Origin of the sequence: Micromonospora gifhornensis (genome assembly GCF_016863515.1) — a bacterium.
Taxonomy (GTDB): Bacteria; Actinomycetota; Actinomycetes; order Mycobacteriales; family Micromonosporaceae; genus Micromonospora; species Micromonospora gifhornensis.
In genome coordinates, this window is record NZ_BOPA01000032.1 from 13,810 (window position 1) to 32,195 (window position 18,386).

The following is an 18,386-nucleotide window of genomic DNA, read 5'->3' on the forward strand; positions in this document are numbered from 1 at the left end:
ATCGGGACCGTTCGGGTACATGCGGGGACGACCTACTGGCACCCCCACCGGAGGAACGTCATGCTCGCTATCGCCGCCGCTGTGGTCTTCGGCTTCGCACTTCTGCTCGACCTGCTGGGTAGCAACCTCGGAGCGCCGGACCTGTTCAACTGGAACACCCTCGTACTCATCGGCCTGCTGCTGCTCGCGCTGCACCTGGCCGGGGTGGGCGGGCGCGGTGGCCGCTGGTACCGGGGTCGCCGCCCCGGTCGCGGCTGACCGAGAAGGATCATCCCGGGCTCGGTCGGCGGCGCGATTCTGGCGCCGTCGGTCGAGCCCGGTACTGTTCTCGTGATGGAGTCCGAGACGCTCTTCACCCTGGGTGAGCCTGCCGCAGCAACAAGTGCGGTGGCGGGTTCCAGTGGCGTCGGTGGCTTCACCCCGGTCGGCCCGGACGCCCCGCTGCCGGTGCGGATGCGTCCGGCGAGCCTGGACGAACTTGTCGGTCAGGACCACCTGCTCGCCCCCGGCGCGCCACTGCGACAACTCGTCACCGGCGACGCTCCGATGTCGGTCATCCTCTGGGGGCCGCCCGGAAGCGGCAAGACCACCATCGCCCACCTGGTGGCCGCTGCCACCGACCGGCGGTTCGTCGCCATGTCGGCGTTGTCGGCCGGGGTGAAGGACGTCCGAGCGGTGATCGACACCGCGCGGCGGCAGCGCCGGTCCGGGGGACCGCCCACCGTGCTCTTCATCGACGAGGTGCACCGCTTCAGCAAGACCCAGCAGGACTCCCTGCTCGCCGCCGTCGAGGACCGCACCGTCACGCTTCTGGCGGCCACCACGGAGAACCCGTACTTCTCGGTCATCTCGCCGCTGCTGTCCCGGTGCGTGCTGCTCACCCTGCAACCCCTCGACGATGCGGCGGTGCGCGGCCTGCTGCGCCGGGCGATGACCGACGAGCGCGGCCTGGCCGGTGCGCTCACCCTCGACAGCGAGGCCGAGGACCATCTCGTCCGGCTGGCGGGCGGGGACGTCCGCAAGGCGCTGACCGCGCTGGAGGCGGCGGCCGGCTCGGCCACCGCGCTGGGCGCCGGTCGGATCGACCTGGCCACCGCCGAACGGGCGGTGGACACCGCGGCCGTGCGCTACGACCGTGCCGGCGATGCGCACTACGACGTGACGAGCGCCTTCATCAAGAGCATGCGGGGCTCGGACGTGGACGCCGCGTTGCACTGGCTGGCCCGGATGCTGGTCGCCGGGGAGGACGCGCGGTTCATCGCCCGACGGCTGGTCATCTTCGCCAGCGAGGACGTCGGCATGGCCGATCCGAGCGCGCTCAGCGTGGCGACCGCCGCCGCGCACGCGGTCGAGTACGTCGGCCTGCCCGAGGTGCAGCTCAACCTCGCTCAGGCGGTGATCCACCTCGCCACCGCACCCAAGTCGAACTCGGCCACCATGGCGATCGGCGCGGCGATCGCCGACGTACGGGCGGGTCGGGGTGGCGCGGTGCCGCGGAGTCTGCGCGACGCCCACTACGCCGGTGCCCGCGGCCTCGGCCACGGCACCGGGTACCGCTACCCGCACGACGACCAGCGTGGCGTGGTCCGCCAGCAGTACGTGCCGGACGACCTGGTCGGCACCGACTACTACCAGCCGAGCCAGCACGGCGCGGAACGGTCGGTGGCCACCCGGCTGCCGTTGTTGCGCCGGATCGTCCGTGGCCTGGCCGCCCCCACGACGACGCCACCGGTCTCCGGTCGGGCGCCGGCCCGGCCCGGCCCCGAAGAGACGCAGTTGACGACCGCGGACGCCGAAGTGACCGATGAGGTCGGCGATCGCGCCGACGGGAAGGGTCAACAGTGAGATCGCCTGGTTCGGAGCGACCGGAGGACGGCCAGGACGAGCGGCGTCCCAAGAACCGCCGCTGGGGCCGCAACAAATCCGAGGCCGTCGCGGAGGAACCGGAGGCCGGCGAGGACTTCGGCTGGATCGACGATCTGCGCTCGGCCAAGCAGCAGCGCGGTGGACTCGGCCCTGACGGCGCGCCACCCGCACCGGAGGCACCGGCCACCCGGTCCGGCCCGGCGGTGCCACCCGGCCCCGGCCCGGCGGTGCCATCCGGTCCGGCGGTGCCACCCGGCGCGGATCGTTCCGGCCCGCCGGCCGCCGGCCGCACCGGTCCGCTTCCGGGCCGCCCCCACCCTGCCCCGGCCGGGCCGGTCCCAGGGCCCACCGCGGACGCGCGTACGCAACCGGATCTCGGACGTCCCGCTGGTGCCGACCCGTCCCTGCCGCGCCCGGCAACCGCCGAACCGCCCCGCGCCCGCCCGGTGGACGGCCCCTGGCCCGGCGCACCTGTCACCCGCCCGGCCGGCGGCCCTCATCCGACCGCTGGGCCCACCCCGGCTGGCGGCCCTCACCCGGCCGGTGGTCCCGCCCCGGCTGGCGGTCCCCGTCCGGCCGACGGCCCGCCGCCCTTCGGTGGGCCCGTGACCGGCCCGATCCCCGGTACGCCGGACGGCCAGGTCTCCGGTGCCCCGATCGGCCCGGTGTCGGGTCCGCCCACGTCGCGTCGCACCGTCGGCCGGCCGGACGGTACACCTGCCGGCCCTCGTCGTGCCGCACCGGAACACCTGGACCCTGCTGGCGTCCCCGGTCCGCCGGACGGCAACACCGGGCCACGCCCGTACGCTCAGCCGGGTCGTCGGGCAGTTCCCGAGGCACCCGCCGTCGGCGAACCGGTCGAGCGCGGTCCAGGTCGTCCGCCGGCGGGCATGACGCCCGTGTCGGGGGCGGGTCCCACCGGCGCACCTGCCAGCGGCCGACGCGCCGGTCGGCGGCGCGCCGCCGAGCCCGACATGGACCAACCAGTGGTGCCGTTGTCCGGCAACGCTCCGTCGATTCCCGAGCCGTCCTCGGCAGGCGACGAGCCTCCGCCCCGGGGCCGCCGGGCCGCGTCGCCGGTCCCTCCGCAGGCCCCGACGACTCCGCCCCGGGGGCGTCGGGCAGCACCCGAGCCGCCGGTCACCGGTGCTCGGGCAGCCGGCGCGATGGACGTGCCCGCGCCCGTACGCCCAGGGGAACCGGAACCGCTGGGCCGGCCCGGTCGCCGAGCCGCCGAGGACGGGCCCGTCACCCGGTCCGGCTCGGCCGATGACCTGGGGCGGCGACCGGCGGACCCGACCGGCCGCGCCGACCACGCCCCACGACCCATGGACCCGACCGGCCGCGCGGACCACGCTCCACGACCCGTGGACCCGGCCGGCGGTGCTGGCCGTGCCCCACGACCGGCGGAGCCGGCCAGCGGCAGCGGCCGCGCCCCACGACCGGTCGACCCGGCCGGCCGCGCCGACCACCCACCACCGGCGGACCCGGCCGGCGGCACCGGCCGCGCCGACCGCCCACAACGGCCGGCGGACTGGCTGCGACAGGCCGGTCGTGCCCATCACACCGATCCGGCGCTGCGGACGATCCGGCCGGGCAGTGCCCCGGCCGATCGGGCCGCCGGTTCGTCCACCGGCGACCTGTCCGCGACGCGTGAGCAGCGCGGCACGGACACTCCCGCCGGGCCGCCGCCGAGCCGCCCGGCCACCGGCGCCGAAGCGGGTCGGCCCGGCACCGGACCACGGCGGCCGGCCGCCGGCGCGCCGCGCCACGACGAGCCACCCACCGGCCGTGGACGTGCAGTTCCGCCCGGCATGCCACCGGCCGCCAACCAGCCGGGCATACCTCCGGTCAGCAGCCCGCCGCCGCCGGGCATGCCGCCGGCGGGCAGTCAGCCACCGCCGGGCGGGCCGCCGAGCACCAGCCAGTCAGTGCCCGGCTGGCCCGCAACGGCCTCGACGGCCGGTCGGGCCGGAGCGGCGCCGGTGGCCGGGCGCGCCGGGTCAGCGCCGGCGGCGGGGCCTACCCGGGCGCCGGGGCAACCGGAAACCGCAGTGCCGGGACCGGCGCGCCGCGCCGTCGAGCCGGACGACCTGCCACCGGGTGTGGCACGCCCCGGCAAGCTGCCGGAGCCGCCGAGGACGGGACGGTCGGGCGAGTTTCCGTCCGTACCTGCGCCGGGGGCGCGGCGCGGCGACGGGCCACCGGTGCCGCCGAGAGCGGCGCCCACCAGCGGCGGTCCGCGCGTTGCGGGTGGTCCCGACGGAGCACCCGCCGGTGGCCCCGGCCGGCCCGGTGGCCCGCCACCGGGCCCCCACCGGGGCAGCGGTCGCCCCGAGGAGCGGCTGGCGGGTCGGGCCGCCCCGCCACCACGTAACCCATCGCGTCCGGAACCCTCCGGCGCCGCTCCGGTACCCCCGCCGCCGCGGGTCGGTGAGCCCCCGGCGGTGGCCCGGGCCGCCGCGGCTGTCGCGCCGATGGGCCCGGCCGTGCTCCGACCCGGGGCGGAGCCGGAGGTACGGCGACCCGCCGACGCCGAACGCGGGGACGCCGACGGACCGGTGGACGACGGGCCGGACGCCGGTGGCGAACTGCGCCACCAGGGTGGCGGTAACCAACGCCTGCGCGTGATGATCCTGGCGGTGGCCAGTGTGCTGCTGCTCGGCGTGGTACCGGTCTTCTTCGGTCTGCGGGCGGAGGGCCGTGACCCGGTCTTCGCCTCGTTGGACGACCTGGCGGTGCCCACCTGGGCCGCGGTCGACCCGGTCGACGCCGTCAGCGGCAGCCGCTGGTGTCTGCTGGACTGCCGACTGCGGGAGCGGACCGTGAACTCCGAGCGGTCACCGGAGGAGACCGCCCAGGTGTACGAGTCGGCGCTCAGTCAGGACGGCTGGCAGCCGTGGAAGCCGGCCTACTGCCCCGAACAGGAGGAGAAGGGCAGCTACACCTGCTGGCGGCGGGACGAGTTGACCCTCGATCTCTGGGTCCGGGCTCCCACCTGCGTACCGCCTCCGGTGGACGGTGAGCCGGCGGTGGTGCCGTCGCTGGACCCGGAGGCCGCCGCCGAGGAGTGCCCTGGCTCGTTGGTGACGGTGAAGGTGCGCAACGCGATCGACGACGACCGGACCCGGCCCCAGCCGAGCACCGATCCGTCACTGACCGGTGTGGACCCCTACCCGACCCTGGGCGACGACCCGTTGGGTGACTTGACGCCGTCACCACCGTCCTGAGCCGAATGTCATCACGGACGGTAGGGTCTGGTCTGGCGTCACGCGTGTCACCCTGCCGTTCGTTCGGCAGGGCCAGCGGGCGTCGGCGCGGGCGAGACGGTCGTGCGGATCGGGGATAATGCCGCCCCGAGACATTTCGTTGAGGAGGACAGGCGTGGGCTTTTTGGAGGTTGCGGCGCTGATCGCGGCGATCGCGTTCGCGATGCTGGTGCTGATCCTGACGCTGCCCATCCTGCGGCTGCGGCACACCGTGGACGCCACCACCCGGATGATCAACGAGCTCAACGACCGGACCGGCCCGCTGCTGGGTGACGTCAACACCACGGTGCGCAATGTCAACGTCACCCTGGAGCAGGTGCAGACCTCGCTCGACGGGGTGAACCTGCAACTCGCCAAGGTCGACACGATGACCAGCCACGCGCAGAACATCAGCGCCAACGTCGCCAACCTGGTCACCGTCGTCTCCGCCGCCGCGGCGAACCCGCTGGTCAAGGTGGCCGCGTTCGGCTACGGGGTGCGCAAGGCCGCGTCCGCCCGCCGGCACGCCGAGACCGAGCGCGAGGTCCGCGACACCATCAAGGCCCAGCGGCGCGCCGCCCGGCGCGGCAACCAGTGACCTGTCGGGAGGTACGAGCATGAGGCGTCTGTTCTGGCTGGGTATCGGACTGGCCGTCGGTGTGGTGGTGGTCCGCAAGGCGACCCGTGCCGCGCACGCGTACACTCCGGCCGGCATCGCCGACAACCTGTCGCAATCCGCTGGCGGCCTCGTCGAGGAACTGCGTAGCTTCGTGGCGGACGTGCGCGCCGGGATGGCCGAGCGGGAGCAGGAGATCCACGAGGCGTTCGCGCAGGGTGAGGCGTTCGACGACCAGTTCGCCGAGTTGCGGGAGGACCCGCGGATCGGCGATCGAGAAATCTTTCCGGAGGAACACCAGCGATGAAGACGGCGGAGATCAAGCGGCGGTATCTCGCCCATTTCGAGGCGAATGGCCACACCGTGGTGCCGTCCGCTCCGCTGCCCGCCATCAGCGACCCGAACCTGCTGTTCGTCAACGCCGGCATGGTGCAGTTCGTCCCGTACTTCCTGGGCCAGCAGTCGCCCCCGTTCCCGCGCGCGGTGAGCGTGCAGAAGTGCATCCGTACGCCGGACATCGACGAGGTCGGCAAGACCAGCCGGCACGGCACGTTCTTCCAGATGAACGGCAACTTCTCCTTCGGTGACTACTTCAAGGACGGGGCGATCCCGTTCGCCTGGGACCTGGCCACCAAGTCCGTCGAGGCGGGGGGCTTCGGGCTGGACCCGGAGCGGATCTGGGCGACGGTCTACCTGGACGACGACGAGGCGTACGACATCTGGCGGCGCACCGGCGTGCCGGCGGAGCGGATCGTGCGCCGGGGCAAGAAGGACAACTTCTGGTCGATGGGCATCCCCGGCCCGGCCGGCCCCTGCTCGGAGTTGTACTACGACCGGGGCCCCGAGTACGGCCTCGAAGGCGGCCCGGAGGTCGACGAGGACCGGTACCTGGAGTTCTGGAACCTCGTCTTCATGCAGTACGAGATCGCGGACGTCCGGAGCAAGGAGGAGTTCCGGATCGTCGGTGAGCTGCCGAAGAAGAACATCGACACCGGCATGGGCCTGGAGCGGATGGCCTCCATCCTCCAGGGCGTCGACAACCTCTACGAGATCGACGAGGTCCGGCCGATCCTGGAGCGGGCGGCCGAGCTGACCGGCAAGCGGTACGGCGCGCAGTCCGGCCAGGCGGCCAACCAGTCGCACCCCGACGACGTACGGCTGCGGGTGGTCGCCGACCACGTGCGGACCGCGCTGATGCTCATCGGTGACGGGGTGACCCCGTCCAACGAGGGCCGGGGCTACGTGCTGCGGCGGATCATGCGTCGGGCGATCCGGGCGGTGCGGCTGCTCGGCTGGCAGGAGCGGGCGCTGCCCGAGCTGCTGCCGGTGGCCCGGGACTGCATGGCCCCCTCCTACCCGGAGCTGGCAGGCGACTTCGACCGGATCTCCGCGTACGCGTACGCCGAGGAGGACGCCTTCCTCGCCACGCTGCGCGCCGGCACCACGATCCTGGACACCGCGATCACCGAGACGAAGTCGGCGGGCAAGCCGGCGCTCTCCGGTGACAAGGCGTTCCAGCTGCACGACACGTACGGCTTCCCGATCGACCTGACCCTGGAGATCGCCGCCGAGCAGGGGCTCGACGTCGACCGGGAGGGCTTCCGTCGGCTGATGGCCGACCAGCGGGCCCGGGCCAAGGCCGACGCGCAGGCGCGCAAGACCGGGCACACGGACCTGTCGGCGTACCGGTCGGTGCTCGACGCCGGGGGCCCGGTGACCTTCACCGGCTACACCGAGACCTCCCGCGAGTCGACGGTACGGGCGGTGCTCGGCACCGACGGCCCGCGTGCGGCGGCGGTCGAGGGTGACATGGTCGAGCTGGTGCTCGACACCACCCCGTTCTACGCCGAGGGTGGTGGGCAGCAGCCCGACCTCGGCTTGATCACCGTGGGCGGTGGGCAGGTCGAGGTGCTCGACGTGCAGCAGCCGGTGCCGGGGCTGATCGTGCACCGGGCCCGGGTGATCCGGGGCGAGGTGCGCGCGGGGGAGACCGGTTACGCCGAGATCGACACCAGTCGGCGGCGGGCCATCTCCCGGTCGCACACCGCGACCCACCTGGTCCACCAGACGATGCGCAACTTCCTCGGCGAGTCCGCCACCCAGGCCGGTTCGCTCAACGCTCCGGGTCGGCTCCGGTTCGACTTCAACACCGCGACCGGTGTCGCCCCGAGTGTGCTGCGGGACGTGGAGCAGCAGGTGAACGAGGTGCTGCTGGCCGACCTGGAGGTGCACGCCTTCGTCACCTCGCTGGACGAGGCGCGTCGCATCGGCGCGATGGCGCTGTTCGGCGAGAAGTACGGCGACCAGGTCCGGGTGGTCGAGGTCGGTGACTACGCCCGTGAGCTGTGCGGTGGCACCCACGTGTCCCGCTCCGGCCAGCTCGGCCTGGTGAAGATCCTTTCGGAGTCGTCCATCGGGTCCGGGGTCCGCCGGGTCGAGGCGCTCGTCGGCATGGACGCGTTCAACTTCCTGGCCCGGGAGCATCTGCTGGTGTCCCGTCTCGCCGAGCTGTACCGGGTTCCCTCCGAGCAGGTCGCCGACCGGGTCGAGCAGACCGTCACCCAGCTGCGCGACGCGGAGAAGGAGCTGGAGAAGCTGCGCGCCCAGCTGGTGCTCGGCGGCGCGGCGGCGTTCGCCGCCCAGGCCAAGGACGTCCGCGGGGTCGCCTACGTCGGCATCGAGGCGCCCGAGGGCGCGGCCGGCAACGACGTGCGCACCCTCGCGCAGGAGATCCGGGGCCGGATCGACGCGGCCCGGCCGGGTGTGGTCGCGGTGGCGTCCCGGTCGAACGGCAAGGCGTCGCTTGTGGTGTCGGTCAACCCGGCCGCCCGCAGCCGGGGTCTTGCCGCCAACGACTTGGTCAAGGCGGCGTTCTCCGGGCGCGGCGGCGGCAGCCCGGACCTCGCCCAGGGCGGCGGGTTGCCCGAGTCCGAGGTGCCGACCCTGCTGCTGACGGTCGAGAAGGCGATCGCCGAGGCGTGAATCATCGGCACAGCGGGCCAGGGCGGACCACTTCGGTCCGCCCTGGCCCCTTCGCTACAGAGGTGACGGTCGGTGACTGAGTTGTCCCGGGGTGTACGGCTGGGTGTGGATGTCGGTCAGGTCCGCATCGGGGTCTCCCGGTCCGATCCGCACGGGGTGCTCGCCACCCCGCTGGTCACCGTCGCCCGGGAGCAGAAGCCCAGGCCGGACGCGGTGCCGAAGGATCTTGTCGAGATCGCCGCGTTGGTCGTCGAGCACGAGGCGGTCGAGGTGGTGGTCGGCCTGCCGGTCAACCTCGCTGGTCGACATGGGCCCGCAGCCGAGCACGTCAAGGCGTACGCTCGACAACTGGCCGAGGTGATAGCGCCTGTCCCGGTGACGCTGACCGACGAGAGGATGTCCACGGTCTTGGCGAGCCGTAGGCTGGCCGAACGAGGTGTCCGGGGGAAGAAGCAACGCGCGGTGGTCGACCAGGCCGCCGCGGTGGAGATTCTGCAGAGCTGGCTGGACACGCAGCGGAGGCGGACGTAGATGTTTGACGAGCTGGACCTCGGTCACGACGAGCAGGATCGGGGGGACAAGGGCAAGCACCGCCGAGGTCGTAAGCGGGGCGGTCGCTCCGGCGGGGGCCGGGGCAAGACAGCGCTGGCGCTGCTGCTGGCCCTGGTGCTGCTTGGCACTATCGGTGGTGGTGCCTTCTACGGCTTCGATCGGGTCCAGAGCTACTTCGTCACCCCCGACTACGACGGCGCGGGCACCGAGGAAGTGACGATCCAGATTCCGCAGGGCGCGTTCCTGGCCGACATGGCCGTGGCGCTCTACGACGCGGGCGTGATCAAGAGCACCAAGGCGTTCATCGAGGCGGCCGAGAAGAACTCCCGCAGCCGCAACATCCAGTCGGGCACCTACAAGCTGCGCAAGCAGATGAGCGGCGAGTTGGCGCTGGCCGCGATGCTTGACCCGGCCAGCCGGATCGTCAATGGGATCACCATCCCCGAGGGGCGTACCGCCAAGAGCATCTTCAAGCTGCTCAGCGACAAGACCGACATCCCGGTCAAGGAGTTCGAGGCCGCCGCGAAGGACCCGAAGAAGCTCGGTGTGCCGGACTGGTGGTTCAAGCGCGACGACGGCAAGAAGTCCAAGAAGTCCATCGAGGGCTTCCTCTTCCCGGACACCTACGAGATCCCGCCGAACGCCACCGCCGAGACCATCCTCGGGCAGATGGTCGACCACTTCCTGACCGTCACCGGGGAGATGGAGTTCGCCGACCGGGTGCAGAAGGATCGCGGGATCAGCCCGTACGAGGCGTTGATCGTGGCCTCGCTGGCCCAGGCCGAGGCCGGCACCAAGAAGGACCTCGGCAAGGTCGCCCGGGTCGCCTACAACCGGGTGTACAAGGGCACGTTCGACTGCGGTTGCCTGGAGATGGACGTCACCGTCAACTACTACCTGGAGTTGACCGGCCAGAAGACCAAGACCTCGGCCGAGATGACCCAGGACGAGTTGCTCGACACCAAGAATCCGTACAGCCGCAAACTGCGTGGCATGATCCCGACCCCGATCAACAACCCGGGTAAGGATGCCCTCGAAGGCGCGATGGATCCGCCGGCCGGGGACTGGCTCTTCTTCGTGGCCATCGACAAGGAGGGCAACTCGGCCTTCGCCGAGACCTACCAGGACCACAAGAAGAATGAGGCCAAGGCCCGCCAGGCCGGCATCATCTGAGTTCCGCTCCGCGCGTGCTCAGGTCAGGTCGATCGTGGTGGTGGTGTCGGCGGCGTCGAGGGTGAAGTGGGCGCGGTGCTCACCCGCGCTCACCGTGTAGTCGCCGAGGAAGCCTTCGACGGTGATCCGGCCGTCGGCGTCGGTGCGCATCGGGGTCGGTGGTAGCCACCACTCGCCCTTGATCAGGGCTTCGAGGGCGTCGTACGCCGGCTTGCGGCTGCCGTCGGCGCGGACCAGGCCGGCGGGGGCGCCCAGCCACGCGCCCCGGTCGGTGAGCCCCCAGTAGTTGACCGACTCGACTGCCGGGTGGGCGAGCAGCGACCGGTAGTGCCGGACGATCTCGTCGGCCTGCCGGGCCTCGCCCTCGGGCGTGCTCGGCCAGTCCGGGATCTGGTAGTCGTTCAGATCCTCGATCTCCGGCGGCATGAGGTGGCCGGAGACCAGCGTGGTCTCGGTCAGGTGCAGCGGCAGGCCGTAGCGGGCGAACCGGTCGAGCATCTCGTGCATGTACTCCTCACCCCGGTACCCCTGGTGCATGTGGGTCTGCAAGCCGATCGCGTCGATGCGCACGCCGGCTTCGAGGACGCCCTCGATCAGGCACTCGTAGGCCGAGCTGAGGTCGAAGTCGTTGAGCACCAGGGTCGCCGTCGGGTTGGCCGCCCGGGCCTCCTCGAACGCCATCCGCACCATGTGGATGCGACCCCGGGCCCGGGCCAGGTCGGTGATGGCGTTGTCGCCGTTGGCGAAGACGGGCATGATGACCGCCTCGTTGATCGCGTCCCAGGTGTCGATCAGGCCGGCGAACCCGCCGACCAGGTCGCGGATGCGGGCCCGTTGCAGCGCCTCGACCTCGTCGAGGTCGAGGCCGAGCAGCCACGGCGGCTGCACGGTGTGCCAGACCAGCGGGTGACCCTTGACTGTCACGCCGCGATCGGCCAGCCAGCGCGCGGTCTTCGTCAACCGCTCGGTGTCCGGTGCGCCGCGTCGTGGCTCGTAACTGCCCCAGTAGAACGGCAGCGTGGCGGTGTTGAAGAGGCCGAGCCACAGGTCGGCGAGCCGGTCGAGATCCGAGGAATCCGTACCGCCGAACGGCTGGGCATTCTCGGGGTCGGGGCCGCCGACCAGGTCGACGAAGTCGAAGCCGATGTTGCCAAAGGCGAAGGCGTGCCGCCGCTGGGCGAGGGTCACGGCCTGTTCGGCCAGCGGCTGCCGGCCCGGTCCGCGTACGGTGAGGGTGATCTTTCCGGTGCGGTGTCGCAGGCTGCTGTCGGGCATTGTTGGATGTTAGGTGACAGTCGTCCCTGCGGTGGAGGAGCGTCGGTGGCGGGCTCGGTGCACAAGGCGGCGGTGGTGGGCAAGCCGATCGCGCATTCCCTCTCCCCGGTGATCCACAATGCCGGCTACGCGGCCGCCGGGCTCGACGGGTGGTCGTACACCCGGATCGAGTGCGCGGCGGCGGAGCTGGCGGATCTGGTTGCGGGCCTGGGCCCGGAGTGGGCCGGGTTGTCGGTGACCATGCCCGGCAAGGAGGCGGCGCTCGCGGTGGCCGCCGAGGTCTCGCCGGTCGCCGCCGCCGTCGGCGCGGCAAACACGTTGGTACGCCGACCCGACGGTTCCTGGTACGCCGACAACACCGACGTCACCGGCATGGTCGAGGTGCTGACCGAGGCGGGGGTGGGCACCGGCGCCACGGTCACCGTGCTGGGTGCCGGTGGCACCGCCCGGGCGGCGCTGGCGGCGGCGGCCCGGTTGCAGGCGGCTGGCGTCACCGTGATCGCCCGCCGACCGGCGGCGGTCGCCGAGTTGACGCCGGTGGCGTACTCCCTGGGCCTGGCGCTGACCGCCGCGCCCTGGTCCGAGGCGGCGACGTCGGCGAACGCCGACGTGCTGATCTCCACAGTGCCCAAGGGTGCCGCCGACGGGTTGGCTGACACGGTGGCCTGGCGTCCCACCACGGTCCTCTTCGACGCGATCTACGATCCCTGGCCGACCCCGCTCGCCGCGTCGGCCGCCGCCGCCGGCTGCCGCATCGTCTCCGGTCTGGACCTGCTGCTGGCCCAGGCGATCGGCCAGTTCGAGCAGTTCACCGGTGTGCCGGCCCCACGTGCGGCGATGTCCTCGGCGTTGACCGCCGCTTACACCAACCGTCCATGATCTACGAACGAGTGTCATGGTGCTCGATCCGGGCGAGGGTGATCACGGACCGAAAGGGTCGTTTCTGCGCTGAGTCTTAGGTGAGGATTAAGACCCGCTTAGGTCCCCCTGTCATGCCCTTGCTCTGTTGTGTACACCGATACGCTGCACAGCGTTACCGCCGCAGACGCAAGGAGTTTCCGTGACCAGGCGTGGACTGCATCGCCTCATCCGGCACCCCGGTCCCCGGCGCAAGGCCGTTGTCCTCGGTGCCCTCGGCATCACGGTCGTGCTCGGACTCACCGCGACCATGGTGCCGCTGCTCGCCGACGACGACGTCTCCATCCCGGTGGTCGCCGACACCACCGCCACGGCCGTGGTGCAGGACGGGGACAACAGCGTCAAGTCGACCCTGGCCACCTGCCCGGCGCGGTGCGACGGAAATCCACGTGGTGGTCGGGACGCGGTGCTCGCCTTCATGGTGACCACGCTGCCGGCGAACGCGACGAACGTCCGGGCCACGCTGCGGGTGCACGCCTGGCAGGCATTCAAGGCCACGGTGAGCGCGCACGCGTCGAACCTGGACGCCACCGCGCAGCGCCCGGCGCCGGAGCGCCTAGTCTCGGCTCTGGACACGGTCACCGGCGTCGCCAAGGGGTTCAACGAGTGGGACGTCTCCGGGCTGGTCACGGGTAACGGCATCTGGACGGTCTCGCTGGCCCAGGCCGGCCTCGACACCCGCATCTACTGGGCCTCCGCCGAGAACCGCAGCGCGGATCTGCGGCCCAACCTGGTGCTCAGCTACGACGTCGCCGGCCGACCGGCGCCGCCCCCGCCGAGCGCCACCCTGCCGCCCACCGCGGCGCCGACGCGACCGCCCGTCTCGCCGAGCCCGTCGCCAAGCGTCTCGCCCAGCCTGAGCCCGACGCCCACGCGGCCGACGCCGACCGCGACCCGACCGCCGGCCGACTCCGGCGCGTGCGGGAAGGTGTCGGACAAGCTGGTGCCGTCCTGCGGCGCCTGGTGGGGGATGTACTCGCCGACCAACCCACAGACCTGGGACCACGGCCGGGCCATCACCGACGTCGAGGCGCAGGTGGGTCGCAAGTTCGACATCGTGCACCGCTACCACGACTTCTCCAACACCGGCAGCAACGGTGCGTTCCCGGACGCGTACCAGCAGCAGCAGATGCGCGACGGTCGGCTGATGTTCTTCGCCTGGGAGAGCCGGGTCTTCTCCTCCGGCACCGTGCTGACCTGGAAGGACGTGTACAGCGGCCGGTACGACGAGACGATCGACGCGGTCGCCGGCCGGATCCGGGCGGTGGGGCAGCCCGTCTTCATCGGCTTCGACCACGAACCGGAGGACGAGCCGGCCAAGGGCAGCGACGCCGACTTCGTCAGGGCCTGGCGGTACGTGCACGACCGGTTCGCCGCAGCCGACGTCCGCAACGCGGTCTGGGTGTGGACGATGATGGGCTGGTCCGGTCACTACGACCGGTATGCCGGGCTCTACCCCGGGGACCGGTACGTCGACTGGGTCGCCTGGGATCCGTACAACTTCCACGTGTGCAACGGCAGCACGGTCTGGAAGAGCCCGAGCACCACCGTCGGATCGTTCTACCGGTGGCTGGACGAGAAGGGCATCGGTGCGGGCAAGCCGCGGATGCTTGCCGAGTTCGGTACGAACTTCGACGCGAATGATCCGAACGCCAAACGGCGTTGGTTCGAGGAATTCCCGGCGGCGTTGAAGGCTCACCCGAAAATCAAGGCGGCGATCTACTTCAATTCGCCCGGCATGACGACCACGACCAAGACCTGCAACATGACGATGAACCACGATGCCGCGGCGCTGGCCGGGTTCACCGCCGCGGGACGGGACAGCTACCTGCGGCAACCCACCGGAGGGAGCCGCTGACAGCAACCGGACAGCGGTTTGGGACACTCGGTCGCTGCTGAAGCCTCTGGTGTCGCCACTGTCCGCTAACGGATTCACCGACCGCCCAATCGGCGGATGTCGCCCTGCGGGGTGGACGCGAGAGGCTACCGGCATTCCCGTCCACCCTGGAGGCGTAGCGTGCCCTTAATCTCCTTCCGACGGCATCCCACCCGTAGACGTCGAGTACGGGTCGCGGCTGTCGCGTTGGCAACTCTCGCGGCGGTACTGGCCGTGCCCAAGGCGGCCGAGGCGGCCGTGGTGCCCGTACCTGAGACGGGCACCCTCGTGTCGACGAACCCGGTCGACAACACCCCGCACGGCCGCGACGGTGAGGCCCGTGCCTTCGCCGAAGTGGGCAACACCGTGTTCGTCGGGGGCAACTTCACCCAGATCCGGCAGACCGCCAGTTCTCCGTGGATCACCCAGCGTTACCTGTTCTCGTACAACCGGACCACCGGCGCCATCAACACCGCCTTCGTGCCGGTGCTCGACGGCGCGGTCAACGCCCTCATCGCCGGGCCGGGTGGCACGTTGATCGTCGGTGGGACGTTCAAGAACGTCAACGGTGTGTCGCGTCGGAACCTGGTCGCCCTCGACCCGGCCACCGGCGAGACCGTCGACAGTTGGGTCGGCCGCTCCGACGGCGGAATGATCCGCGACATGGTCCTGCACGACAACGACCTGTACCTGGCCGGTGCCTTCAACTGGATCAACGGCACGGCGCACTCCGGCATCGCCCGGATCAACGCCTCCACCGGCGCGATCGACTCGACGTTCAACGTCAACGCCACGGTCGGCCGGCACGGCACCGGTTCGTACGCCTGGACCATCGACGTCACCCCGGACGGCAGCACCCTGGCCGTGGGCGGTAACTTCACGCTCGTCGACGGGCTGCCCCGTAACCAGATCGTGCTCATCGACACCACAGGCACGCCGAGTGTGATCGACTGGAGTTCGGAGCGGTTCGTCGCACCGTGCGGGGACCCGGCCACCTTCGTGCACTACGTGCAGGACCTGCGCTTCGGTGGCGACGGCAGCTGGTTCGTCGTCGGCACCAACGGCGGCACCGGCTGGCCGGCCGCCTACTGCGACGCGCTGGTCCGGTTCGAGACCGCCGCGCGGGGGTCCGGTCAGCTGGGCACCTGGGTCAACTACACCGGCAACGACACGATCACGTCGGTCGAGGTGGCCGACAACATCATCTACCTCGGTGGTCACTTCCGCTGGCTGAACAACCCGAACGCCAGCGACCGGGCTGGCAACGGCGCGGTCGACCGGCTCGGTATCGCCGCGGTCACCCCGGCCACCGGCATGCCGGTCAACTGGAACCCGGGTCGTCGGGGCGGCAGCGCCCTGCCCTCGGGGGCCAGCAACTGGGGCTCGGCCGTGCCGGTGATCTGGCGGGGCAGCACCGGTCTGTACTTCGGGCACAACTCCGACGGCATGGCCAACGAGTACCACGGCCGGCTCGGCATGTTCCCGATCGCCGGTGGTCGGACGATCACTCCGCGGAACCCGTCGTCGGCCAGCTCCGGAAACCTGTACCTGGGTGTGACCGCGGGCGAGTTGCAGCGGGTGCCGTTCGACGGCACCACGGTCGGCACGCCGACCACGGTCAGCCAGCCCAACTACACCGGTGCCGGCGCGACCTGGGGTCTGGGTGACCGGATCTACTGGTCGCGGACCGTCCCCGGCAGCACCACCGGCAGCCGCATCGACATCTCGATGTTCAACGGCGGCAATGTCGGGGTGCCGTGGGAGTCGTCCGGTTTCAACGCCTGGTACAACCCGGCGAACATGACCGGCGCCTTCTTCCTCGACGGTCGCCTCTACTACACCCGTACCGGCGCCAACCAGCTCTACTACCGGTACTTCGAGGTGGACGGCAACTACCTGGGCGCCACCGAGTTCACCCTGCCGACCACCGGCGTGACCTGGTCTGCGGTCCGGGGGCTGGCCTGGGTCGATGGCAAGATCGTGTACGGTCACACCGACGGCAGTCTGCGCAGCGCGCCGTTCGACCCGACGGCCGCGCCCGCGGTCACCGGGACGGCGAGTACGGTGCTCACCACGGCCGCAGACGGGCTCTCCTGGTCGATTCCGCGGATGTTCTTCGCGGTGCAGTAGGGGTGTACCCGTTGTAGCAGAAGGTCGGTAACTTGTTCAGGTCGGGCCGGCGGCGGATTCCCGTCGCCGGCCCGAGCGCTGGGCGGAGCTGTCGCGCAGGCCGCTGCACCCGCGATGCTCCTTTTCGACAACGTAGCGACGGTGGCGTACATGACTGATGCACAGCCCGGCTGGTCCGGCGGTACGGTTGCGGCTCGTACGGTCACGCTGACCGATCTGCTGCGGGTTCCGTTGCACCGGATCCGGTTGGTGGCCGCGGTCGCGGTGCTGGGTCTGGCGGCGGCGATCGGGTACGTCTTCCTGATCCCCGGTGCGGTGAGCGCGAGCGCGGTGGTCGCGGTCCGCCCGGTGGTCACCGACGCCTTCACCCCCAGCGGTGCGGCCGCCGACCGGGCGGTGAACATGAACGTGGAGAGCGGAATCGCCACCGGCACCGACGTGGTGCAGCGGCTCGCCGACTCCGGTGGCCGGGATCCCCGCGACGTGCGCGACGCGCTGGACGTGGAGGTACCCGCCGGCGGGCAGATCCTGCGTTTCACCTTCACCGCCGATTCGGCCGAGTCGGCGGTGAACAATGCCAACCTGGCCGCTCAGTCCTATCTGGACGTACGGCGCAACATGTACGAACGGCAGCGGGAGGAGATGCTGCGCTCGTACGACGAGAGCATCGAAGACGTCGCCGCGCGGCAGGCTGCCCTGCAGAAACGGATGGCGAACGCGCGGGACGGGGCGCGCGAAGCGGTCGTCGCCGAACTCGCCGGGGTGAACAACCAGTTGACCCAGCTCAGCTCCGCCCGTACCGAGATCGCGGCGGTCGATGTCAACCCGGGCTGGGTCACCCAGAGTGCCGAGAAGGCCCTGGTCTCCTCCAGTGGGCGCGGCCCGCTCTACGTGGCGGCGGGACTGCTCGGTGGTCTCCTGCTCGGGGTGGTGCTGGCCTACGCCTGGGAGTCGATGGACCGGCGGATCCGCTCGGTCGACGACGGGCGCGACGCCACCGGCCTGCCGTTGCTGGGCACCGTGCGGGGACAGGGGCTGTTCGGGCGGCGCCGGCCGGTGGACGCGGACATCCGTTACGTGGCGATGGCCATCGCGGAGCGGGTACGCGAACCGGCCCGGATCGCCCTGTTGACCACCCGGGAAGACCAGACCACCCTCACCGCCGGCCTGGCGGTGGCCCTGGCGGCCACCGGCCGGGACGTCTACGTGGCCGACGACAGCGGCCGGTTGGACGAGTTGCGCGCGACGGTGATGACGGATCGGGGTCGGCTGCCCGCTGCGGTCAACCCGGCCCGCCCCAGCATCCCCAAGCCGCGCCCGGACGGCTCCGGTTCCCTCGACGACGTGACCGAGCAGATCACGCCGGTACGCCGTCCGTCCCCGCGTCCCGGCCCGGCCCGGCCGGCGCCCGGTGACCCGGAGGCGACGATGATGCTGCCCCGGATGAGCGGTGGCCCGGTGACGGCGAAGAGCCCGGTCACCGAGCAGGCCGACGAGGTGCCGGTGGGTGCCGGTGGGGTGCGTTTCGGCACCTGGCGGCAGCGCGCCGCCCAGGGGCTGGTGTTGTTCAACGCCCCGCCGGCCGAGGCCGACGAGCGGGGCGTGGCCGCCGCCCGGCAGGGCACCGCCGTCGTGGTGGTCGAGCAGGATCGGACGAAGCAGGGCGATCTGCGCCGCCTGGCGGAGCGGCTGCGGGCCGCCGGAGTGGCCCCGCTGGGATTCGTCCTGACCCGCAGCGGCCGGGGCTGAC

General features: G+C 71.6%; 13 protein-coding genes. 12 read left to right on the forward strand and 1 reads right to left on the reverse strand.

Annotation, left to right across the window (positions count from 1 at the left end):
* Positions 1-60 precede the first annotated feature (60 nt).
* From Vgi01_RS21740 to mltG, 8 genes are all read left to right on the forward strand, one after another.
* On the forward strand, positions 61-258 hold the full coding sequence (locus tag Vgi01_RS21740; RefSeq protein ID WP_013732742.1) for a hypothetical protein: 198 nt from the start codon (positions 61-63) through the stop codon (positions 256-258).
* A gap of 75 nt (positions 259-333) precedes the next feature.
* Positions 334-1,845: a replication-associated recombination protein A gene (locus Vgi01_RS21745; protein ID WP_102658477.1), complete on the forward strand. Its 1,512-nt coding sequence runs from the start codon at positions 334-336 to the stop codon at positions 1,843-1,845.
* A gap of 2,651 nt (positions 1,846-4,496) precedes the next feature.
* The gene (locus Vgi01_RS21750) at positions 4,497-5,096 is read left to right on the forward strand and encodes a hypothetical protein (RefSeq protein WP_373307015.1); all 600 of its coding nucleotides are present in this window, start codon (positions 4,497-4,499) and stop codon (positions 5,094-5,096) included.
* A 118-nt stretch (positions 5,097-5,214) separates the two neighbouring features.
* Entirely contained in the window at positions 5,215-5,712 is a 498-nt protein-coding gene (locus Vgi01_RS21755; protein WP_050814577.1) for a DUF948 domain-containing protein, read from the forward strand.
* 19 nt (positions 5,713-5,731) lie between these two features.
* The gene (locus Vgi01_RS21760; protein ID WP_102658476.1) at positions 5,732-6,037 is read left to right on the forward strand and encodes a hypothetical protein; all 306 of its coding nucleotides are present in this window, start codon (positions 5,732-5,734) and stop codon (positions 6,035-6,037) included.
* Positions 6,034-8,712: an alanine--tRNA ligase gene (gene alaS, locus Vgi01_RS21765; protein ID WP_204292198.1), complete on the forward strand. Its 2,679-nt coding sequence runs from the start codon at positions 6,034-6,036 to the stop codon at positions 8,710-8,712. The genes Vgi01_RS21760 and alaS overlap by 4 nt, the downstream gene beginning before the upstream one ends.
* A 72-nt stretch (positions 8,713-8,784) precedes the next feature.
* The gene (ruvX, locus tag Vgi01_RS21770) at positions 8,785-9,243 is read left to right on the forward strand and encodes a Holliday junction resolvase RuvX (protein WP_204292199.1); all 459 of its coding nucleotides are present in this window, start codon (positions 8,785-8,787) and stop codon (positions 9,241-9,243) included.
* Positions 9,244-10,437 carry an endolytic transglycosylase MltG gene (gene mltG, locus Vgi01_RS21775; RefSeq protein ID WP_102658473.1) on the forward strand — a complete coding sequence of 398 codons (1,194 nt, stop codon included), beginning with the start codon at positions 9,244-9,246 and terminating at the stop codon, positions 10,435-10,437.
* 18 nt (positions 10,438-10,455) lie between these two features.
* Here the strand turns inward: mltG and Vgi01_RS21780 are convergent, their stop codons facing one another.
* A complete protein-coding gene (locus Vgi01_RS21780; protein ID WP_204292200.1) occupies positions 10,456-11,712 on the reverse strand; it encodes an endo-1,4-beta-xylanase in 1,257 nt (418 codons plus the stop codon).
* Between the two features lie 6 nt (positions 11,713-11,718).
* On the opposite strand from Vgi01_RS21780, the gene Vgi01_RS21785 reads away from it, so the two are divergent.
* From Vgi01_RS21785 to Vgi01_RS21800, 4 genes are all read left to right on the forward strand, one after another.
* A complete protein-coding gene (locus tag Vgi01_RS21785) occupies positions 11,719-12,591 on the forward strand; it encodes a shikimate dehydrogenase (RefSeq protein WP_204292201.1) in 873 nt (290 codons plus the stop codon).
* A gap of 181 nt (positions 12,592-12,772) precedes the next feature.
* Positions 12,773-14,488, forward strand: a complete 1,716-nt coding sequence (locus tag Vgi01_RS21790; RefSeq protein ID WP_204292202.1) for a glycoside hydrolase — start codon at positions 12,773-12,775, stop codon at positions 14,486-14,488.
* Between the two features lie 225 nt (positions 14,489-14,713).
* Positions 14,714-16,636 carry a hypothetical protein gene (locus tag Vgi01_RS21795; RefSeq protein ID WP_204292203.1) on the forward strand — a complete coding sequence of 641 codons (1,923 nt, stop codon included), beginning with the start codon at positions 14,714-14,716 and terminating at the stop codon, positions 16,634-16,636.
* 150 nt (positions 16,637-16,786) lie between these two features.
* Positions 16,787-18,385 carry a P-loop NTPase family protein gene (locus Vgi01_RS21800; RefSeq protein ID WP_204292204.1) on the forward strand — a complete coding sequence of 533 codons (1,599 nt, stop codon included), beginning with the start codon at positions 16,787-16,789 and terminating at the stop codon, positions 18,383-18,385.
* The last annotated feature ends 1 nt before the right edge of the window (position 18,386 follow it).